This window comes from Rhodothermales bacterium (assembly GCA_034439735.1).
Classification (GTDB): domain Bacteria; phylum Bacteroidota; class Rhodothermia; order Rhodothermales; family JAHQVL01; genus JAWKNW01.
Genome location: JAWXAX010000193.1, coordinates 1 through 20,637 on the forward strand (window position 1 = coordinate 1; position 20,637 = coordinate 20,637).

Sequence of the window (20,637 nt, forward strand, 5' to 3'; positions counted from 1 at the left end):
GCATGTGCTGCATTTTCATGGTTCCATGGATCCCCAATCAAGTTGGGGAAGACGGGTGTGGAGCGCATGGCGGAAGCCAGTATGCGCCGTGTTTCAACTCCTGATTCGTATTAATTAATGCATTAGAGCCCCAGGCGATAGGACAGCGTCGCTACCGGTCTCACCTGGCCTTCGGGGCTCATGGCGAAACCGAGCGTTGGCGCGAGGCGGTCGTTGTGCAGCTTGGCGGAGATGGCGGCTTCGAAGGCGGAAACGAGGTGCGTGACGACCAGCAGCATGGAGACCCTGGAAGCCCGGCGCAATACGTCGTTCGCGTGGGCATGGTCGTCGGAATACTGGAAGAACCGCGGCGAGACGTTGGGCTTGGAGCCGTCGGCGGCGGTCTGTGACGGGTCGATCGCAGGCCGGTATTCCCCGCCGACAATCCATTCGGGATAATCTTCCCAGCCGGGCGCGAACTGATAATACTTGCCCACCAGCTCGTAGTATTGCTGCTCGCTGAAGTCGGGCAGCGTATGCGAAAACGCGGCACGGGTCTCGACGTGGAACATCTGCCGCTCCAGCGTCTGAATCTGGCCAAAAAATGCGTCCACCTGCTGCCATTCGGCGTCTGTCCACTGCTCGGGGCGGGTGAAGTCGATGCCGGTGGGAATGGCGACCGGCGGCGCGGTGACGTTGGCCTGGAGGGTGGACTGGATGAACTGGCTATAATCGTTCAGCCAGCTGGCATACTTTGTCGGCTCCCAGAAGCCATGGGCATAGTTGATGTAGTCGTCTTCAAGATCGAGCCCCTGCCGGCGCCAGACGATCCCGCTGGTGATAATCAGTGCTTCCGCCGCGATTGCCACACCGGCCTTCACCCATTGCTGGTTGTACGCCTGCCCCGCTCCGGGCACCACGGCCGACAGTCCAAACGCCAGCCCCACGCTCCGTTGACCCGCGGCCTTCGCTGGCCATACTCCAGGCCGAGCAAGGCGGACCGACGCCGGCGCCACGGCCCCGGCCCGAAACGCCGCGGCCTCGTACATGGGATGCGATAGCGATGCGGGTTGCGCCTCCGCCCTGCTCGCGCCCACCAGCACACCCACCATCAGGATAAGGGATGCCATGGGGAGGCGGATAGGGTGAAGCCGGACGTTCATACGCAAGTAGGATGCTGGATAATGCATAAAACACGTGCCGCGATAACGCGTTGCGCGTTTATTCGTTGAACGTTAAACGAGTAAACGTTCAACGCGAAACGTTATAAATAAGGCGTCACAAGTCGTTCGAAGTACGCGTAGTCGCGCGCACCCAGCACAAACTCCCGCAAGACGCCGTCGCGGTCGATGACGTACGTTTCGGGCCGGCCGTCGAGGATCTTGAGGAAGGGCATTGGCAACGCCGTCGGGTCCGCGATGAGGCCGCTTTCGGTATCGAGCGTCACCTTAGTCTGATCAAACGAGTCGATCTCCTCGCGCGTCTCGTCGGACAGCGTCAGGACGACCACACCCTGGTCCTTGTAGTCGGCCTGGAGCCGGTTCAGGCCGGGCATCTCATCGAGGCAAGGGGGGCACCAGGTCGCCCAGAAGTTGAGCAGGACGACCTGGCCCCGATAGGCGGCGAGGTCTGTTTTCTGGTCCCCATCGAGCAGGGTGAATTCAAAATTCGGGGCCTCCTTACCCAGCGATTCCCGCTGCACTTCGCCGCCGTCCTCGATCTTGACAAAGGCATTGCCCTGCTTCACCGAAAGCCCGACGCCCATCAAGACCAGGGAGCTGATGATGAGCATGACCGACAGGCCGGCCCCCATCCAGGTCACGGCCGAGGCGCCCTGCTTCTTACGCTGGAGCTGCAGGAAGTACAGAAATCCGGCCCCGACCACGGTCATGGCGCCGGCGGAAATGAGAATCGTGTTGGTATCCATGGAGAATCTTGTGATAATGTGGGACTAGAGATCGAACCCAAACAAGACACCAAAGTGCCACTGGATCTCCTCGCCATAACGGACGAAATTCTCGCCGCTCGGGGTAAGGAAGCCCTCGTCGAGCTGGAAGTCGAACGCGTCGAGCCCGTATGTGGCGCTCACGAAAATGGCCGTCGGCAGCAGGTAGAAGGAGCCCAGTGCGAGCCGGAGCTCGGCGCCGATATCCTTTCTGAATTGATCGGCCGCCGGAAACGGCCCGACCCACGCCGCGGCCGCGTCGGCGTAGACGCGGGCGTAGAGCTTGTCGACATACGTAAACAGCATCTGGCGCTTGATGTTCGGCAGAATGGGGACGTGGTAGGCGGCCTGGAGCCACAGGGTTTCGTTGCCGCCCATGGCGTAAAACGGGTAGCCGCGCGCGCCGATGAGGCCGCCGACATAGTCGTTGAAGAAGTCGTCCACCTCGCCGCCGAGCAGTGTCGATCCCCGCGCGCGGATGCCGTAGCCATGCACACCGCCCAGCGGCCGGCCCGGGAGCCGGCTGTTGAACCGCCCCTCGGCCACGATCCGGTGCATCTGATACCGCTCGTAGATCGGCTTGAGGAAGCCATCCTCCAGATCGAACCGCTCGAGCAGCCGGCCCTCCTCCCGTTCATACAACAACTCGAGCCGAACGCCCTCGGGCACGACGTCGCTATGGGCGTGGGGCTGCATGAGTTCGGCGAATAGCCTGAATGAAACGGCGCTGCCGATGAAATACTTGGAGGTGAACGGGTCGATGAATGCGTCGTTCTCTTTCGAGAAAAAGCGCTCGGTGGTGACGCTGTACGGGCTGTAGCGGTAACCCACTTCCGCGAGGGTGAACCGATTGATCTTGCTCCGCGCCTTAAGGCTGGTCTCCCACAGATTGTAGGAGAGATCGGCGAGCGTCGTGTCCGGCAGGCAGGCCGTGCAGGGGAATTCCTCGACGGTGAGGCCGTTGTCCACGTTACGCTTGATGTTGTAGACCTCGAGCGAAAACTGCGGGGACCAACGTTTGGGGATAAAGGGCAGGCCTTTCGTGTAGTCGAGCTGGAGGAAAATGTCGCGTTCGAGTTTTACGAGTCGGGAAGGCGAGAAGAAATCCTGCACACTTTCAGCGTCCCGCGAAGCCGGGCTGAACAACGCACCGCCAAACAGGGTCAGGCCTTCGAGGATCTCGCGAGAGGCCATCAAGACGCCCACTTTTGTATTGCGGAGTAGCGTCTCGGCGAAGGTCCTGTCGGCTAGGCGGACATCCAGTGTCGACTGCCGGCGGGACACATACTGATCCAGCCGAACCACCGGAAACAGGCTGAACGAGGTAAACAGGTTGCGATAGGGCTTCGCCGTCAACCCCTCCGGATTCTCGCCGGGGGCCAGTGGCGCGAGGTCGGTGTCGTCGAACGTGTTCAGGGCGACGGGCGCGTCGGCCGGCGCGTCGGCGAGCGGCGGCTTGTCCAGCACCGCCGGCGAGGTGTACGCCGAAACCGCCGTGGCACTGGCTACCGCATCCATCAGCGCGATCTTGAATCCGTCGTAGGCGTAGTGGGCGTAGGCCAGTTTGCCGGCATGTGCCGCCGGCTGGAATGCCCCGCCGACTACATTCGTGATCGCCTCGGGCGCCGCCCCGTCGGCCATCCGGTAAATATTGAAGATGCCGGTTTCATCGCTCGCGAATAGTAGCCGGCCCGCTTCGTCGAACGCCGGCGATCGTTCGTCGGCCGGCGTGGCGAGGACGGCGGCATCGCCCGTGCCATCGGGGCGGATCCGGTAGAGATCGCGACCACGGCCGAGCTGGCGGGCGTAATAGATCCACGATCCATCCGGGCTCCAGGCCGCGTCGCCAACCTGGGTGCCGTCGTTGAAGTGCGTCACGGGCTGAACCGTTCGGGTCGTGACGTCGAACAGGTGCAGGTTGGTCGACCCATCGTTTTGCCGGACGAACACGATGCGCTGCCCGTCCGGCGCGTACGCCGGCCCGGTGGCGCGCTGGCCCTCGGTCAGACGGTTCTTTTTCTTCGTGTCCAAATCGATTTCGTAGAGATCGGCGATCAGGTGCCCTTCGGGTGAATCGCGCCGGCGGGCGTAGACGATGGCCTTGCCGTCCGGCCGCCAGCCGAACGAACGATCGACCGCGCGGACGAGTTTGTGTCCGAACGCACAGGTGTGGACGGATTCCGGCGCATCGCCCCAACCGTCGAGGTCGACCTGAACGAGCTCCCCACTTTCCAGGTCGCGGAAGTACAGACTCGTCGCCGAGAAATCTTCGCCCCGGTTCGACGTATACGCCAGCCGGCGCCCGTCCGGGGAGAACCGTGGATAGGCGTTCGAGAACCCCTCCGGCTCGATGATCCGGCCTTCGACGGGGTTCGCCGTGATGCCGGCCGTTTCCCGTTCGTAGCTGGTTTGGAGGCTGGAAATCCAGGCGTCGTATACGTCGGCCGCTGGCTCTCCTACCACCTCTTCGATGGCCCTATCCACATTCCAATTCCGCCACTCCCCGAGGGCCTCGCTGATGCGCCGAAGCACGTCTTCCCCGTACGTGGCCGCCAGATACCGCGTGAAGGCATGCCCCTGGTTGTAGACCGTCTCACGGAGCAGGCTGTTGTGGGAGTAGAAGCCGCCCATATCCGCGAGCGACATCGCCTCGCCGGCGAGGACGCGCGTCCGCAAGAGCATGTCCCGGTGCGAATCCCAGTCGTCGTACCCCAGCCACGAGCGCTGGTACTGGGCGGTGCCTTCGGCCAGCCACGCGGGGTTGCTGATGCCGGCGATGGGATAGGTGACGATGACGTTCGGGTAGCCGTAGAGGACGTCGGGCCGGCGGACGTTTTCGTAGGCCAGGAGTTGGAAATAGAGGAACGGGACGCGCCGGCTCATCTTCATCGTCGTCTGTACCTGGACGATGTGCGTGAACTCGTGCGTGATGACGTTGCGGAGCCAGTTGTGGTCGCCCCGAAGTGGCGTATCCAGGCTCGGCGCCCAGATCTCGATCTTATTGTCGAAGAAATAGGCCGCGCCGTTCGAATAGTCCTCGTAGTCTTTGAGGATGATCGCGACCTTCGTGTCGGGCTTGCGCTGGTAGAGATCCGTGATCGGTCCGTAGATGTCCTCCGCGATCCGGGCGACGACCTGCGCGCTCCGGCTCGTGCCCCGCCCGTCGGCGTCCTGGTGGTAGATGATGTTGAAGTGATCGGTCTCGATCGTGTACCAGGAGAGGCCCGGGCGAGCAAAATCGTAAAACGCGATGGATTCCTGGGCGGAGGCGGGGCGGATTCCGACGGCCAGGGCCAGTGTGATGGCCGTGATGAAAAAAACGATGTCAGCCCGACCGAAGGCACGGCCTAGCCGGGCCGTAGCGGAGACACAAGCGAAGCGACTGATCAGCGGAGCGAATAAACCTCCATCCACATGGCACTCCGTCATTCGGAGGGAGGTCTCTCCGCTTCCCCCCGATGGAATCGGGGGTTCGGTCGAGATGGCAGGTCGGTTTTTGATAGACACCACTCTGCGCCATCCCCACAACGCAGGTAATTCTGACGCGATAGGGAGGCATTTGGGGGAAGCCTTCATCGGATCACCGCCAGTTTGATGAGCGCCGTCTCCGTCGATCCCGAGGCGTCGGTGGCTTCGATGCGGGCGTAGTAGAGGCCACTGGCGGCATCGGTCTGCCAGAGGATGTCGGTTGGCACGCCGGCGCGCGCATCGGAAACATCGATCCGGTCGACCAGGCCGCCCGCGGCATCCACAATCGTGATACGGACTCGCACATCCCGCGTGGGTCGGATCCGCACAAAGGTCCGCCCATCCCGAATAGGATTGGGCCAGTTGTAGGTCTCCGCCGCCACCAGAAGGCCATCGCCGGGCTGTGGCTCGGGCGCCGGAGGGGTCAGGGTGACAAAACTAGCGTTTGTGTTTCCCTGGAAAAGCCTCCCCCACCAGATATCGTGCAAGCCGTCGATGGCCCAGCCCGCCAGAACACCCTTATCGTCGACCGCAAACAGCTGCCCATCTTGCAATAACGGCGTTGCCTGCAGGTAACGCCCGACGGCCAGCGGGAAGCCGGCGACCAGCTCGCCGGGCGTAGCGAGGTCGTAGGCATACACATTTCCATCCAGCGCGGCAACCACGATCGCCAGGGGGCTATCCGCGGAGAATCGCGCCACGAGGGGTTGCGCCTCGACTTCCGCCGGCAACGCGATCGGGAATCCGTCGGCCATCCCCCCACCCTGCGAGATCGCGAGCAGCTGTCGTCCATGCACCACCACCGCATCGAGCCGACCGTCGTCATCGACGTCAACCAGCGTCGGGAATGAGGGCAACGCCTCGCCGGCCTCACCCCAGGTCGACAACGGAACGGAGCGCACCTCGCCTCCTGCAAGCAGCCAGTGCAAGATAGTACCGTTCTTCTGTGGCGCGACACCCACCAGTTGCCCCCGTTCGGAGCCGAGGGCGAGTTGACCGACGCGGCTGTCGGGCAACGAAAACGACCAGTCCGGCGTATCGCCGGCGACCGTCACGCCGTCGAGCGTCCACACCGCCAATCCGGCGCCCGGCGCCGCCGCGATCGCCAGCGGCATGACGCCATCTACCACGGTCACGGGCAGCGTCGGACCTGAAAAAGGCGCAAATGGATCGAACGTAATCAGCACCTGTTCCCCGTCTCGCCAGAGGATCGCCGCAAATAAACCACTCGCCTCGTCGTAGACCAGGCTCGCCCGATCCGACACGGCGAAGTAGTCCGGCTCCAGGTTAAAGGGCACGGTCGTGAAGCTCCCTTCGTCGTACTTCCCGACCCCCACGATTCGATTCAACGTCTCGTAGATGAAATAGACAGCGCCATCTGGCCCGATAACGGGCGACGCCCCGACTCGAGGACCTGGCCTGAGTACGACGCCATCCCGCACTACTACAAGATCACGCGTATTGGCGACCACAAGAGCCCCGTCGCCGGCGCGCATGATATAACTTCCACGCTCGAATCCGACTTCGGACAAGACGGGCAACCCGTCGATGGGTAAAAAGCCGTCTTCTACGGCACGGCGGTAGGTAAACTGCATCGTCGCCTCGCGCGGCGAGAAATCCTCCAGCACAACGAAGCTGTTCGCGCCATCGTTCGAGCGGCTGTTTGGATGGGTGGCCGGCCCGAACCGGTTTTCGTAGAGCCGCACCTCCTCCCCGTTCGCCGCGATGACGATCACCGGGTTGCCCTCGTAATAAAAATCGAACGGCGAGCCCAGGTGCGACTGCGGGGCAAACGGGTTCTCGCTTGGGAAGCCGAGGTCCTGGCCGGAGTCTGCCTCTTCGAGATCGACCCCGCGCCGGTTCGGGTCCGCGTTGACGCGATTTGACGCCAGCCCCTCGGCGATTACCCGCTCGTCGACGTGCCAGATGAGCAGGCCGCCGTCGAGGGCGTTGTCGTCTTCGTCGAGCCCGCCCGGGAGCGCCCAGTCGAAGTTATCGGCATCCACCACCACCCCGCCGGCAAAGGCATCCACATTCACACCGTTAAAATCCTCCTGCCCGTTGGCGTAGCGCTGCTCTTCGATCTGGCCATTGCGGTAGACCTGGAGCACGAGCCCATCCTTCTCCACATCACGCCGGCGGTGTTCCACCAGAAAGTACTCCGCGCCGGATATGGGCACCCGAACGGCATCCGAGCTGGCGGGGTCCGACGCCGGCCGGAGGGTCGACGTGATGGGATCTGGGCCGGTGACGAGCGCCGGCTCGATCCATCCCAGGAAATACTTCGTCCACGCCTCGGGCTCGGGCGCGAGCAGGCCGTTGTAGGCAAAAAGCCCGAGCGGGTCCATGAGGCCAAAGGGTCCGATGGCGCTCTGGCCGTCTTCCGTGTTGAAGAGATCGGGGACGCCGAGGTAGTTGAAGAAACTGGCGGCCATCAGGCCGTTGATCGAAAACCCGATGAGAAATTCGCGGTCGCCGAGGAAGTCGAACCCCTTGCGAGACTCCGTCCGGGGGATGATCATCGTGCTTGTCACGGGCAGCCCCTTAAACGACACCGCGCCGGCGAGACGCTCCAGCGCATCTTCCCCGAAATAGATCGATGGCAGATCCTGCGGCGTTTTGTCGAGTATCGTCCCGATCAGCTCAATGTCCCGGCCGACGCCGGCGTGGAAAAGCATAAAGGCCGTCGTGGAGGGGTCAAAACCCGAGACATCGAACGAAGAGGTCGTGCCGGCGAGCGTCCAGGCCTCGGCGACGAGGTCGGCGAGTTTCGCGCGCTCGGCGTCCGACTCCGCGTCGAGGCCCGTCGGGCTGTAGGCGGCCATCCCCCCGGAAACCCGCACCACTTCGGGCAGCAGATGAGTGCGGACGGTCGTTTGCCCATCCGAAACGCGGGCGACGTAGTTTTCGAGGAAGGCGAGGTGCGCCTCGAAGTAGCCGGCGTCGTGGGGCAGCGGGTCGATCGCGGTGGTGAGGGTGTCGAACAACGCGTGGTCGAAGGTGCCGTTGCCAGTCGTGAACCGCGTGGTGTCCGGCTGGAACTCGACACGGAGGGCGATGAGGTCGTAGACGGGGGCGGCGGGCTTGCGAAGGTCCTGGCCAGAGGCCGGCGTGGCAAAAACAAACAGGCACAAAAAAAGAAGGGGGCCTGAAAAGACCCCGCGCGGGTGTGCCCGGATGTACCGCAATTCACGCATTTAATTCGGTGAGAAGCCACCTTACGCAACAGGTCCCTTCCTTTCCGAGGAGGGGTGCCGGAGGCGGGGTGGTTGCCATTCGGTGCGCAACCACCCCACCCCGACGAGGGTCGGGGTTGCCCCTCCTTGGAAAGGAGGGGACCCTCTCAGTACCACAGCGTTTCGCTTGCGAGACGACCCGTCTCTGACTACCGCGCAAAGTTCAGCAGCAGCGAGAATCGCATCGTGTTGGCGAGCGGCGAGTTTTCTTCGAGGGCGTAGATGTAGGAGAAGTCCACCCCGATGATGTTGTACCGGATGCCGGCGCCGAGCGTAAGGAATTTCCGGTTACCGTTGTACGGGTTCTCGTAGAAGTAGCCGGTGCGGAGGGCGAAGAGGCTGTTGTACCAGTACTCGAGGCCGACACCGATCGTCATCTGCTCGAACACACTCAGCGACTCCAGTTCAGCGGCGTCGTCCTGGAGGGCGTTGGTGCGGACCTCGATGGGCGACCAGGACGAGAAGATGGCCTTGTAGAACGGATCCGCGTTGTTGAGCGAATCGACCTTGATGAGGTCCTTGTTGAAGTCGTTCACGATCGTGATGCGGTTAAACTCGTCAAAGTCCACCGTGTACGCCCAGCCGATGCGCATGTTGGTCGGGATCGGGTCCGCCTGTTCGCTATCCGAGTACTGGACTTCCGGGCCCATGTTGGCCAGGTTGAAGCCGGCGGACAGGACGCCTTTGGCCGCGCCGAGGTTCATCGGGCGCGAACGGTAAAGGGCCGCGATGTCGAACGCGGCCGCGACACCGGCCTTCGTCTCCTGGCCTTCGACGCTCGTTCCCGGCGCGAGGTTGGAGTAGATGAAGCGGAGGCTGGTGCCAAGCGAAAGGGTAGGCATCACTTTGAAGCCGTACGAGAGGCCGACGGCGAGGTCGTACGAGCGGAAGGTGCCGGTGGGGTTGTTCTGCCCATCGCGTCCTTCGTGTTCACCGAGGAAAAGGTAGGTGATGTGCGCGCCGAAGGTGCCGATGCCTGGCACGCTCTTCTTCGCCATCAGGTACTCGTAGAACAGGCCGGCGTTAAACTCCGGCAGCCAGTTCGAGTGCGTGAGGCCGAGTTCGGTGCCTTCTTGAAAGGCCAGGCCGGCGGGATTCCAGAACGTGGCGCTCGCGTTGTCGGCGAGGGCGACGCCGGCGTTGCCCATGCCGGCGGCGCGGCTATCGGGCTCGATTTTGAGGAAGACGACGGCGGCGCCGCCCACCTGCGCGAGTGTGGGTGTGGCCAGACTGGCCATCATTAGCGTAGCCAGGAAGGCGCCGGCGATGAGGCGCAGGCGATTCGAGGGGGCCGCACCGGTAGATTCCCCGGGAGATTGGGTTGCATTCATGGTCGTCGAACGGTTAAACAGCGTGAACACACGGAGGCTGCTTTGAGCGTCTTTCCTGTTGGATGAGTGATACATGATTTCTATGATAATATCGCGCCAAACGGCCCAATGACAGGATAGATCCCACATCGGCGGCGGCGCGCGGGGTTTCAGGTTATCGGATGACCGCCAGCTTCTCGATGTGTTCGGAAACGTGGCGCTCGCCGTCCTCGCGTTCCATCTCCACGCGTAGTTTGTAGAGATAGACGCCGGCAGACAGCGGGTCCGTGTCTTCGTCCAGGCCGTCCCATTCCAGTTGGAAGGGGCCGCCACTCAGCAAGTCTTCGGTTTCGAGCGTACGAATCAGCCGGCCGGTGAGCGTATAGATGCGCACCTGCACACGCGCCAGCGGGTTGCTGGCCTGGTTGTGCTCGAACACGAACCGGGTGAGCCCGGAGGTCGGATTCGGATAGGTAAATACATTGCGCAGGACGAGGTCCTGCGCGTCGGCGACCAGGTAGTCGAGCGTCGCCGTGCTCGAGTTATTCAGCACGTCCCAGGCACGGATTGAAAGGGTGTTGAACCCTTCTTCCTGCTCGGCCAACTCCCAGGTCACGGCGCCGCGCTGGTACGAGTTTTCTTCGCTCTGGAACGCATTTCCTATGTCGAGCGCGCCGGCCTCGTCGCCATTCACGATCAACAACAGTTCGTGTCCCACGCCGGCGCCGACGGTGTTGATACCGCTCTCGTCGAACAGCTTCACGATCAGCTGCGGATTCGCGTTCGTGAGGCCGCCAGATACGAAGGTGGTGTCGTTGAGAAACAGCGACAGCTCGGGGCCCCGGCTGTCATTGGGCGGGTTATCGGACGTCCCGCCGACGATCACGTTCTCCGTAAACCCGAGGGCATGGGTGCTCTGCGACGCGGCGTAGAGGGAGATCCGACCGGGTTGGTTGCTGTAGGAAATATCTTTCGGGACGACAAAAACGGCCTGGAACCGCCCCTGCCTGGCTTCCACCTGGCCGCGCCAGATGAGGTCCTCCCGGACGGTGTAATAGGGCCGCGCGAGCCACCGCTGGTCCGGCACGGGAATCTGGCGCTCGGCATCGAAGACGCTGAGCACGACGGGTCCCTCGAAAGCAGGGTCGAGCTGCCCCGTCGCGTCTGTCACCACGCCGTCGATCGTCACACGGTCCAGCGCGCGCAACGGGGCGGTCTGGGCGATCACCGACTGCCCGTTGACGGTTTCGACCCGGGCCTGGTAGCCGGGGAAGCCCATCCGCATGGTCGGGTCGCCGAGGAGGTTGAACTTGCGATTATTCCCCTGCAGGCCGACGGACGAGTTTTTGGTGATGCGCAGGATGTCCCCGAGCCGGCGCGGCTGGCCGTTCACGTCCAATTGAAACATGTCCTGCGTGAGCCGGCGGTTGAGGCCCACATTCAGACTGGTGCTGTCCGGACTGGTGTAGACGAGCCGCACGGTGGTCATCAGCGCCACGGCGCCGCCAGTCGGGTTTAACAGCAGCGCTTCCGCTCCGCTCTGAAAGCCGGCCAGATCCCACCAGCCAAACGAGCAGGTGGCTGTGACAAAGATGGCCAGCCGGTCGTAATTGTCGAGCGCCTCGGCATCCTCTCGGGTAAAGATTTCTTCCTGCGCCAGCCCATCCTCCCCCCCATGGCCGCTGTAGTTCACGACGAGGGTGCCTTCCTCCAGCGCATTGATGATCTCATCGCGCGCCTCGGGTATCTTGAAGCCGTTACGAAAGACCCGCTGGAAAGAAGACGCGTAGATCTTACGGACGTTGATGTTGGCGTAACGGTCCTGGATGAGGTCAGCGACGACATCGGCGTTCTGGAGGTGGAGGTCGAAGTCGTTCTGGGTGCCGGAAAGGCCTGTCGGGCCGTCGTCGGCGAGGAAGGTATACACCGATCGCCAGGCTCCGAACGTCACGGGGTCTTCGTAGTGTTTGATCTTGTCGAGCACGACCTGTGCGTCGGCTTCGGTCTGCACGGGAAACCGGCCGATGCCGATATCGACCCGTTCCACCAGGGCGCCGCGGGGCGCCGGCGAACCGAACGTGTCGTACGGCCAGACGCCCTCGTCGGGATCCAGCAGCCCGAAGTAGTCATCGCTCGTGAAAGACTTATCGGGTGTGAGCGAATCATCCGTTTCGTAGGGCGGGATCCAGTTGGTCATCTCGAGCTGTTCGCCGCCGAGGCCCCGGTAGTTGTAGTGGCCATCGCCAAAAAACAGCACGTATTCGAGTCGCTGGGCGTCGACCGGGGCGCGGTCGTACAGAAAACGGATGTAATCCCGGGTCGCGCGCATGTCCACCACGCCGCCGGAGAATTCGTTGAATACCTGGTCGATGAGGGTGACAACCGTCGGGATCCCATCAGCCTCGCGCATGGCGGCGAGTTCGTCTGCGTAGGGTTTAAAGATCGCGGGCGTCAGGATGAGAAACCGGGGGAATGACGCCAGGCCGTGCAGGTTCTGAGCCGACACCGCCGTGGCCTGGCCGGCTTCCAGCGGCTGCGCCACACTTTCGGTAAAGGCGATCAGCTCACGCGGGCGCGTCCCATCCGCCACTTCGATCTGCACGGCGTAAGCCGCACCGGAAGCTTGAACGGCCAACGGGCGAATGGCGCCGGGCTCCGTCACGTCCCACACCTGCGGCTCGGCCGTAAACCCGCTCAGCAGGAATTCATACCGGCCGGCACGGTTGAGCGGCGTCACAAACCGGATCGCGCCATTTTCGGCCGTAAGGCGCTGGGGATAGGTCACGCGCAGCCAGTCCAACGCCGCCTCGGGCGAGTTGGACTGCTGTTGCAGGGTCATCGCCAACGCAAGCCCGGCGCCGGCGTCGACGGTCTGCGAAAACGACACGGTCGTCAGCAAAGCGGAAGGTGTTTCCTGACCCGGGCGGACGGCGCCCGTGATCGCCTGCCCCAGCCGCTCGACGCCCGAGTCGAAGTACGCGAGCGCGGAAGGGTTGGACTTGATGGCCACGCGGGCCTGGTAGGCGACGACGCCGCCGTCAAATCCGGGCGGGCGCACACCCGCGAGGATGTCCAGCCGGCCCTGCGGGTTGATCGGGCTGCTGAGCCAGGTGAGGCCGCTGCCGTTCTGTTTGCTCCAGTTGAAGTCGTCGAAATCCACGAACAACCGGCCGTCCACCTGATCGACCACGTCGGCGTCTGGATAGGCCGGGAAGTCGCCGGCGACGACCCGCTGGCCGGCGGGAGCGGAAATCTTCAGGAAATAAGCGTTTTCGTTGGAGAACGGGTGCACGTAATGCTCCCACGCCCCAGACTCTTCACCGACGCGCCAGCCGCCGGGCGCCGCGCCATAAAATAGCAGCACGTCCGCATCGCCGAACGATCCATCGCCCCCGCCACGGACAAACACGGGGTTCTCGACGAGGTCGGCCGCGCGGGGAGCGCTGTTGAGCGCCGGCACCGGCGCGCCGCCGTTGCCGTAGATCTTGAGCTGGTTTGGCTCGATGGTCGCCGGATTCAGACCGATTCCGCTGAGGAAGGCGTTATCGATTCGGTAGATGCCTTCTTCGGTAACAGGGATCCGGAACACCGTTCCATCCGCGAGCACGCTCTGATCCACAATGGCGTGCGGGTTCAGCGCACGCGCCGCGAGCGCGTTGACCTGTTGCGCCGGCCGGGCGCCGTCGCGGTAGGCGACGTCGATACGCACCCGGCGATATCGACGCAGCGTGTTGGTCTCCGCGTCGTATTGGACAAACTGGACCCGAAGCGAAGCCACGGCGCGCTTGCGGTAGGTGCCGAGTTCATCGACGGTGGCAGTCGGCGTGGCAAGGGCGGTGATGAGCTCGGCCAAAGGCCCTGAATCCCCGAGGACGACCGGCAGCGTCACCTCGTCGAAGTCGGATGACACGACGCGGACCTCCGGTAGGGCGAGCGAGGGCAGGGTGAGGAGATCGGAATCCGAAAAGAGGCCGCCGGCGATCGCGGCGGCGACGGAAGAGGTGAGGGTGGTGGCCTTGAGGCTATCGAGTGTGGCGGCAAGTGGGCGATTCCAGGTGGCGTCGATCTCGATCGTCACGCCATTGGCCCGTTCCTCGACGACGCGGAACGCGGCATCCTGAGCAAGCGCCGGCCGGCAGAACGCCGCGGCGAGCAGGAGGAGTGCAAACGCGCTATAACGACCCGCGATATGTCGACACATGGTGCGATCCATCGAAATCCAGAACCTCGCCCTTCACCCGCGCCTGGCGGCCGGGTGGACAGGCAGTCCGCACAGAAGTCTGTGCAGGAAGGTAGATTCAGCTGTTACGTCGAAGAGACAGGCGAAGCACATGCGACGCCGCTTAAGGGAGTATCGTAACAGATTGATTTCGATAGGCGGGTAAAAAAGAGTGGTGGTAAACGAGTAAAAAACGAGGGTCCGTCCTACTTATTGACGGACGACGGCGGTTGATTTATGTGTTTGAGAACACCGCCCCCGTAGCCCAGGTTCCTGAGTGTATCAGGTGGGCTGGCGAGATCGTTACTGGGAGGTATCGGCGGCGTCGGCCCGAAACTCAAGCCCCGAGTTGGCGATCAGTTCTTTCAGCCGGACGATCCGCTGCAGCTCGGTATGGAGCCGGCGGCTGGACTCCTCCACGTCGCGCAGCGGCGCCATGAGATCGTCCTCAAGTCCCATCTGCCGCCCGATCTCGAGCAGCAACTGGGCGTTGCCGGAGAGGATGGACAGCGGATTGTTGATGTCGTGGTAAAACGAGGACAATCCCTTGCGCGTCTGCCCCAACAACTGCGATTGTTCGTACTCCCGTCGTGCCATCAGCCCCAGCCTGCGGAGAATCTTGCGATAGAGGGTACTCTCCAGATAGATTCGCACGGTGTCCGCCTCAATCTGAGCGTCCTGCGGGGCCACGAGGGTGGTCAGCTGTTCAAACAGCGCGCTCGCGGCCGGCGCCGGCGGGGCGTCCACCAGGGCAATGACGTCGATATCGACCAGTACATCTTCCCCGAGCGCCTCGAGGGTAGCCAGATCCACTCCCGGAGTACGGGTGTCGATCAGCAGTACATCCACCGCTCGCGTTTTGAACAGTGTCAATAGCGCCGGCACGCTGTCCACCGAGAGGGTAGTTTTGGCCATCCGGTGCCGATCCACAACCGCGGTGTAGCGGGCGGCGTCGGCAGAGGGGGCCAGGATGGCGAGGGTGTCGGCGCCGAAAACGTGGGGTTCGTCCATATCAAAACGCATCGAGTGGGCGGGGCGCATCCACCTGGATGCCGGCGTCCGTCCGTTTGAGGCTTGCGATTTCGACCGTCGGGTCGTGCTCGAAAAACAACTTCCACCCGCCGGCTACCGCCTCCTCCAGAAACGCCTCCTTTTCGCGGATCGTGTCCATGGGAAACAGGTCGTACGCCATATTCCACGCCGGAGGCAGGTGTGCGCTCGTCGGCAGCAGATCGGCCATGTAGACGAGCGTTTCCGCGCCGGCGCCGATCTTCACGAGCTGCATCGCGACGGTGTGGCCCTCGGTCGGGATGAGCTCGATGCCGGGCAGCACCGTCGTCCGCCCGTCCAGCAAGTTCAGCTGACCGGATGCGCCGAGCGGCTCCAGGTTGTCGTTCAGGAAAGAGTTGCGCTCGCGCACGTTCGGGATCTTGGTCCACTCCCAGTGCCGGCGTTGTACGTGGTGCACGGCGCGGTCGAACACGATCTCGAGCCGATCCCCCACGCGGCGCGTCGAGCCGCCGCAGTGGTCGAAGTGGAGGTGGGTGAGCAGCACATCGGTGACGTCGCTCGCCGAAAAGCCGGCTTTTTGGAGCGAAGCATGCAGCTCGTGCGTCGACCGATCGACCGAATAGATGTCGCCGAACTTGGTGTCGTACTTATCCCCAAGGCCGTTATCGATGAGCAGGAGCCGGTCGCCGGCTTCCACGAGTAGGCACCGCATGTGCATGGGAATCCGGTTCTTCGCGTCGGCGGGGATCTTGCGTTCCCACAACGGTTTCGGGACGATGCCGAACATCGCGCCGCCGTCCAGGGCGAACCGCCCGGTCTCGATCGTGTGGAGGGTGAAGGATCCCAGGTTGAGCATGGTGTTGGTCTACAATTCGCCGGACGGGAAGTCTTTAAAATGTCCGTTGCTCTGGACGCGTCGGCGTACATCTTCCACTTGCTCCACCTGGGGGATGAGCGCCTCGAGGTGGCGCGTCAAAAACCGGATGCGCTCGTTTTCGGAGAGCATCTCCAGCACGCCTTGCTTCTGGTCCCAATCCAGCCCGGAGTTGTGGGCGATAAAATAAGACACGCCGTCATCGTTCTGGTAGAGGTAGGGCCGCACGGTCCGGCCGGCCAGCTCCAACAGCCGCATATGCTGGGTGATCACGCGCTCCCGGAGGTCGATCTGCAACGGCTCGTCGGGCTCGACCACCGTTTCGACTTTCGCCGTCAGATAGCTGTGGGCTTCCATCAGTTCGATTACCCGAAACCGGCGCTCGCCGGTGACGACGATGTCCATCCGGCCGTCCTCGTATCGGGTTGGGATGGCGGTAATTCGCGCCGTGCACCCGATCTGAGCCATCTTCCCCTCGTTGGTGTACAGGATGCCAAATGGGGATTCCTTCGCCAGGCAATCCTTCACCATCTCCCGGTACCGCATCTCGAAGATATGCAAGGTCGTCTGCTCGGCCGGATACAACACCATGCCGAGGGGGAATAGAGGGAGCGTATAAGCCTTGGCCATGGGTCGTAACGACGGCAACTTCTGAGCGCGTACGGTCTGCCATCCAATGTGCGACAGCCCAAACGGTTTCACCGCAGCCGCCTGAGCGCCCAGAAGCCGGCCGCGGCGATAGCCCCCATGCCCCCCATGACCTCCCAGCGCAACAGGAGCGCCCCTCCGACGCCGAACATGAGGCCAAACAGCACCGCAAGCGCCGCGAGGGACCGTAGCAGCATGGGCCGCAGCGGGGGGGCCGGCGGGAGGTCATGCCGGAGCCGCAACGCCTCCCACCCGGGTCCGGGCGGGCGGATCGACCGGTAAAAACCGACCAGCGTGGCATCCGCCTCGGGGCGTGTCGCATACATGGCGGTCAGCCAGATCGCCGTCGTGATCCCGGAGATGACGAACAGGCGCAGGCCGAAGTCGGGAATCGCCAACGCCGGCACCAGCGACGTCGCCAGACCCAGCGCGAAGCCGGCCAGCATGGCGGCCAGCTCGGCCGCGGCGTTGATGCGCCACCAGAACCAGCGCAGGATGAGCACCATCCCCGGCCCGGTCCCCATCGCGATCACCAGCCGAAACACCTCGCCGATGCTGGTCGCGTAAAAAGCGGCCACAGCCCCGACGACGGTGATGAGTAGCGACGCCCAGCGGCCGAACACGACCAGCTCGCGCTGACTCGCGTCGGGGCGCATGAAGCGACGGTACAGGTCGTTCACAAGGTACGACGCGCCCCAGTTGATCTGGGTGGAGACGGTGCTCATGAACGCCGCCAGCAATGAGGCCACGACGAGCCCCAATACGCCGGCCGGCAGGTAATCCAGCATCAACTTCGGATACCCCAGCTCGCGATCCTGCAAATCCGGGTAGATGACCAGCGCCGCGAGCGCCACGAGGATCCACGGCCACGTCCGCACCACATAATGCATGATGACAAACAGCCACGCCGCCTTTTCGGCCTCGGCTTCCGTGCGCGAGGCCGCGAGGCGCTGGACGAATTCACCCCCGCCGTCGGAACGTCGGAAGGTCCACCACTGAAGCGTCGTGTAGGCGACGAAGGTGGTGAACGAGATACCGGCCGTGGCGCTCCAAGCTATACTAAAGACAGACCCGGCGCTCCACTCGATCGGTACGAAAGCCAGCACATCGAAGTCGGCCGCTTCTCGGGCGCGCTCTGCCAGCAGGGCCAGCCCGCCCACTTCCGGGCTCCAGATCGCGTAATACGCCACGGCCAGCGCGCCGCCCAGGGCCAGGACAAACTGGAAAAAATCGGTCGCCACCACGCCCCATAGCCCGGCAAACCCGGTATACACCAGCACCACCACCGAAATCCCTATTACCGTCAGCAGCTTGGGATCGAGCCCGAGGATCCGATCGTCCACGCTGAACCCCAGCCCCTCCCACACTCCGAGGGCGGCCACCACTTTCACGGCGGCCAGCATGATGTAGCCGATGCCGATGCAGTTGATCGGGACGGCGAACAGGAACGCCTTCACGCCGCGCAACACGCCGGCCGTTTTCCCGCCATACCGCCGCTCGATCAACTCGGCGTCGGTGATGATCTCGCTCCGCCGCCACAGCCGGGCAAAAACGTAAATCAGGACGACATGCCCGATCCCGAACGCCCACCACTCCCAGTTGCCGGCGATCCCCCGCGTCCCCACCACGCCGGCCACGTACAGCGGTGTGTCGATGGAAAACGTGGTGGCGGCCATCGACGTGCCGGCGAGCCACCAGGGCAACGACCGGTCCGATACAAAAAACTGCTCGATCGACTGCGTCCCCCGCCGCGCCAGGTACACCCCGACACCCAGCGTGGCGACCATGTAGACGGCGACGACAACCCAGTCGATGGCGATCATGGCGTTACTGGATGCCGGCGCTCATCGTCAGCATCCGCTCGATGGGCAGCAGCGCTTTCAGGCGCAGGTCCTCGTCCATCGTCAGCTCGGGTTGTTCGTATTTCAGGCAGAGGTACAGCTTTTCGAGCGTATTGAGGCGCATATGCGGGCATTCGTTGCAGCTGCACCCGTTCTCCGGGGGGGCGGGGATGAAGGTCTTTGTCGGATAGGCCTTTTCCATCTGGTGCAGGATGCCGGCCTCGGTCGCCACGATAAACGTGTCGCGGTCGCTCTGGCCGGCGCGGCGCAGGATGGCCGTCGTGGAGCCGATAAAGTCGGCATGCCGCAACACGGCCTCCTCGCACTCGGGGTGCGCCAGCACTTCGGCCTCGGGGTGGCGGATTTTCAGCTGCACGAGCTTTTGCTCGCTGAACACCTCGTGGACGATACATACGCCATCCCAGATGAGCATGTCGCGGCCGGTTTTCTTCGCGAGGTAGCGGCCCAGATTGCGGTCCGGCGCGAAAATGATCGGCGTCGACTCCGGGATCTGGCGGATGATGTGTTCGGCGTTGGAGGATGTGACGATGACGTCGCTGAGGGCCTTCACGCCGGCGCTGCAGTTGATATAGGAGACGACGAAGTGGTCCGGGTGAGCCTTCGTAAACGCCTCGAATTCATCCGGCGGACAGGAATCGGCGAGCGAACAGCCGGCGTTGAGGTCCGGCAAAACGACCTTTTTGGTGGGATTAACGATCAGCGCCGTCTCGGCCATGAAGTGGACGCCGGCGAACACGATGAGGTCCGCGCTCGTCTCCGCCGCCTTGCGGGCGAGCCCGAGCGAGTCGCCGATGTAGTCGGCGATGTCCTGGATGTCCGCCTCCTGGTAATAATGAGCCAGGATGACGGCGTTTTTCTCTTTCTTCAGCCGCTGGATCTCGGCGACGAGGTCGAGCGTGGGGTCGATCTCCTGGGCGACGTAGCCGGCGCTGAGGTCGAGTACCGGGATGTGGAGCATCTGGGCAGATGGCGTTGGTGGCGGTGGCAGGGTCTCCTGGGGCTTCAACGCGGGGTGCCGCCGGCAGGTTCGGATGGGGCCGGAGGGGGAGGCATGATGGCGTATGTAGTGTTGTACGAAACGGATGCTTCGACTCTTTGAGCACCGTCATCCCCGACCCCGATCGGGGATCCATGAGATGCGTAGGAGTGGCAGAGAAGCACGACAGGAACCGCAAGCGAGGTATTCTCAAGCCATCTATGGATCCCCAATCAAGTTGGGGATGACGAAGAACAGGCGGATTGCCCGTCAGATGCGTTCATTTGATACGGCCTCAACTCCTGATTCGCTGGTAATGCGAATAAAGATGGGGCATGAGGGCGTGCGCCGAGCGGTGTTTTTTTAACCAGCCCTTTCATCCCAACCATACGCAACGGCGTACGTCGCAGCGCGTGATAAGGGGCACAGATTTGCCCTTTCATCACCACACAACGCAGCGTATATTCCACGTTGCGGTTATCTAGACCTCTGCACGTCTTCCAATCTCTCACCATCCATGACGGTTTTTCGCACCCGTTCGCCCCAAGCCCTATTCCTGGTGCTCCTGCTGACTTGGGCAGCCCGAGAAACAGACGCGCAATTCGTCACGACCTGGATGGACATCGGGGAGATGCACCACGGCTACTCCGATATAGGCGCCCACAATGACGCCATCATGGGGCAAACAGGGTTGAATTGGCCGGCCATTTTACGCGGCTCCAACCACTACCGCGCCCAGGCCTACTGGATCGGGGTAAAAAACTGGACCGATCCCAGCGGACAACCCTGGGACTACCGAGTCGCGCGAAACGGTCTCCATGTCGATGGAAGTTCGGTTTTTACTCCCGTCGAAACCCGTCTCACGGCCCGGTTCGAGGATACCGAGGTGATCGTGGATGGCGTGCCCTCGTTTCAATACAACCAGGGTACCCAGCTCTCGCCTCAACATGATAAACTCGCCATCGTCGACGACGTCGATCCCGACCTCCCAGCCGACCGGGTGATCTACCAAAGGTATCGCTCTATCCTGGGCATCGACACCGAACGATGGGTGTACGCCTACGCCAACGAACAACACGACGATTATCACATCATCCGCCGGCGGATGA

The 20,637-nt window shown here is 63.0% G+C and carries 12 protein-coding genes; 1 reads left to right on the forward strand and 11 read right to left on the reverse strand.

The window, feature by feature from the left end; genetic code table 11:
- Window positions 1–122: 122 nt before the first annotated feature.
- From SH809_14655 to nadA, 11 genes are all read right to left on the reverse strand, one after another.
- Window positions 123–1,109 (reverse strand): hypothetical protein, encoded by a 987-nt coding sequence (locus SH809_14655; protein ID MDZ4700945.1) that lies wholly within the window; start codon window positions 1,107–1,109, stop codon window positions 123–125.
- 134 nt (window positions 1,110–1,243) lie between these two features.
- Window positions 1,244–1,906, reverse strand: coding sequence for a TlpA disulfide reductase family protein (locus SH809_14660; GenBank protein MDZ4700946.1), 663 nt, complete (start codon window positions 1,904–1,906; stop codon window positions 1,244–1,246).
- A gap of 24 nt (window positions 1,907–1,930) precedes the next feature.
- The gene (locus SH809_14665; protein ID MDZ4700947.1) at window positions 1,931–5,353 is read right to left on the reverse strand and encodes a hypothetical protein; all 3,423 of its coding nucleotides are present in this window, start codon (window positions 5,351–5,353) and stop codon (window positions 1,931–1,933) included.
- Window positions 5,354–5,496: 143 nt separating this feature from the next.
- On the reverse strand, window positions 5,497–8,526 hold the full coding sequence (locus SH809_14670; protein ID MDZ4700948.1) for a hypothetical protein: 3,030 nt from the start codon (window positions 8,524–8,526) through the stop codon (window positions 5,497–5,499).
- A 251-nt stretch (window positions 8,527–8,777) separates the two neighbouring features.
- Window positions 8,778–9,959, reverse strand: a complete 1,182-nt coding sequence (porV, locus tag SH809_14675) for a type IX secretion system outer membrane channel protein PorV (GenBank protein ID MDZ4700949.1) — start codon at window positions 9,957–9,959, stop codon at window positions 8,778–8,780.
- Between the two features lie 154 nt (window positions 9,960–10,113).
- Window positions 10,114–14,139, reverse strand: coding sequence for a type IX secretion system sortase PorU (gene porU / locus SH809_14680; protein ID MDZ4700950.1), 4,026 nt, complete (start codon window positions 14,137–14,139; stop codon window positions 10,114–10,116).
- A 321-nt stretch (window positions 14,140–14,460) separates the two neighbouring features.
- Window positions 14,461–15,168, reverse strand: a complete 708-nt coding sequence (locus SH809_14685) for a histidine kinase dimerization/phospho-acceptor domain-containing protein (GenBank protein ID MDZ4700951.1) — start codon at window positions 15,166–15,168, stop codon at window positions 14,461–14,463.
- Between the two features lies 1 nt (window position 15,169).
- Window positions 15,170–16,024, reverse strand: coding sequence for an MBL fold metallo-hydrolase (locus SH809_14690; protein MDZ4700952.1), 855 nt, complete (start codon window positions 16,022–16,024; stop codon window positions 15,170–15,172).
- Between the two features lie 9 nt (window positions 16,025–16,033).
- Window positions 16,034–16,672 (reverse strand): LON peptidase substrate-binding domain-containing protein, encoded by a 639-nt coding sequence (locus SH809_14695; GenBank protein MDZ4700953.1) that lies wholly within the window; start codon window positions 16,670–16,672, stop codon window positions 16,034–16,036.
- Window positions 16,673–16,740: 68 nt separating this feature from the next.
- Entirely contained in the window at window positions 16,741–18,513 is a 1,773-nt protein-coding gene (locus SH809_14700; protein ID MDZ4700954.1) for a sodium:solute symporter family protein, read from the reverse strand.
- Between the two features lie 4 nt (window positions 18,514–18,517).
- Complete coding sequence (gene nadA / locus SH809_14705; GenBank protein MDZ4700955.1) at window positions 18,518–19,510, reverse strand: quinolinate synthase NadA; 993 nt, start codon at window positions 19,508–19,510, stop codon at window positions 18,518–18,520.
- 535 nt (window positions 19,511–20,045) lie between these two features.
- Between nadA and SH809_14710 the strand changes: the two genes are divergently transcribed.
- A partial coding sequence (locus SH809_14710; GenBank protein ID MDZ4700956.1) for a hypothetical protein occupies window positions 20,046–20,637 on the forward strand: 592 nt, incomplete at its 3' end.

Excerpts from the sequence above, each read along its gene's own strand:
- SH809_14655 (MDZ4700945.1), bottom strand. The coding sequence starts at position 1,109 with ATGGCATCCCTTATCCTGATGGTGGGTGTGCTGGTGGGCGCGAGCAGG.
- SH809_14660 (MDZ4700946.1), bottom strand. The coding sequence starts at position 1,906 with ATGGATACCAACACGATTCTCATTTCCGCCGGCGCCATGACCGTGGTC.
- SH809_14665 (MDZ4700947.1), bottom strand. The coding sequence starts at position 5,353 with ATGACGGAGTGCCATGTGGATGGAGGTTTATTCGCTCCGCTGATCAGT.
- porV (MDZ4700949.1), bottom strand. The coding sequence starts at position 9,959 with ATGAATGCAACCCAATCTCCCGGGGAATCTACCGGTGCGGCCCCCTCG.
- porU (MDZ4700950.1), bottom strand. The coding sequence starts at position 14,139 with ATGTGTCGACATATCGCGGGTCGTTATAGCGCGTTTGCACTCCTCCTG.
- SH809_14685 (MDZ4700951.1), bottom strand. The coding sequence starts at position 15,168 with ATGGACGAACCCCACGTTTTCGGCGCCGACACCCTCGCCATCCTGGCC.
- SH809_14690 (MDZ4700952.1), bottom strand. The coding sequence starts at position 16,024 with ATGCTCAACCTGGGATCCTTCACCCTCCACACGATCGAGACCGGGCGG.
- SH809_14695 (MDZ4700953.1), bottom strand. The coding sequence starts at position 16,672 with ATGGCCAAGGCTTATACGCTCCCTCTATTCCCCCTCGGCATGGTGTTG.
- SH809_14700 (MDZ4700954.1), bottom strand. The coding sequence starts at position 18,513 with ATGATCGCCATCGACTGGGTTGTCGTCGCCGTCTACATGGTCGCCACG.
- nadA (MDZ4700955.1), bottom strand. The coding sequence starts at position 19,510 with ATGCTCCACATCCCGGTACTCGACCTCAGCGCCGGCTACGTCGCCCAG.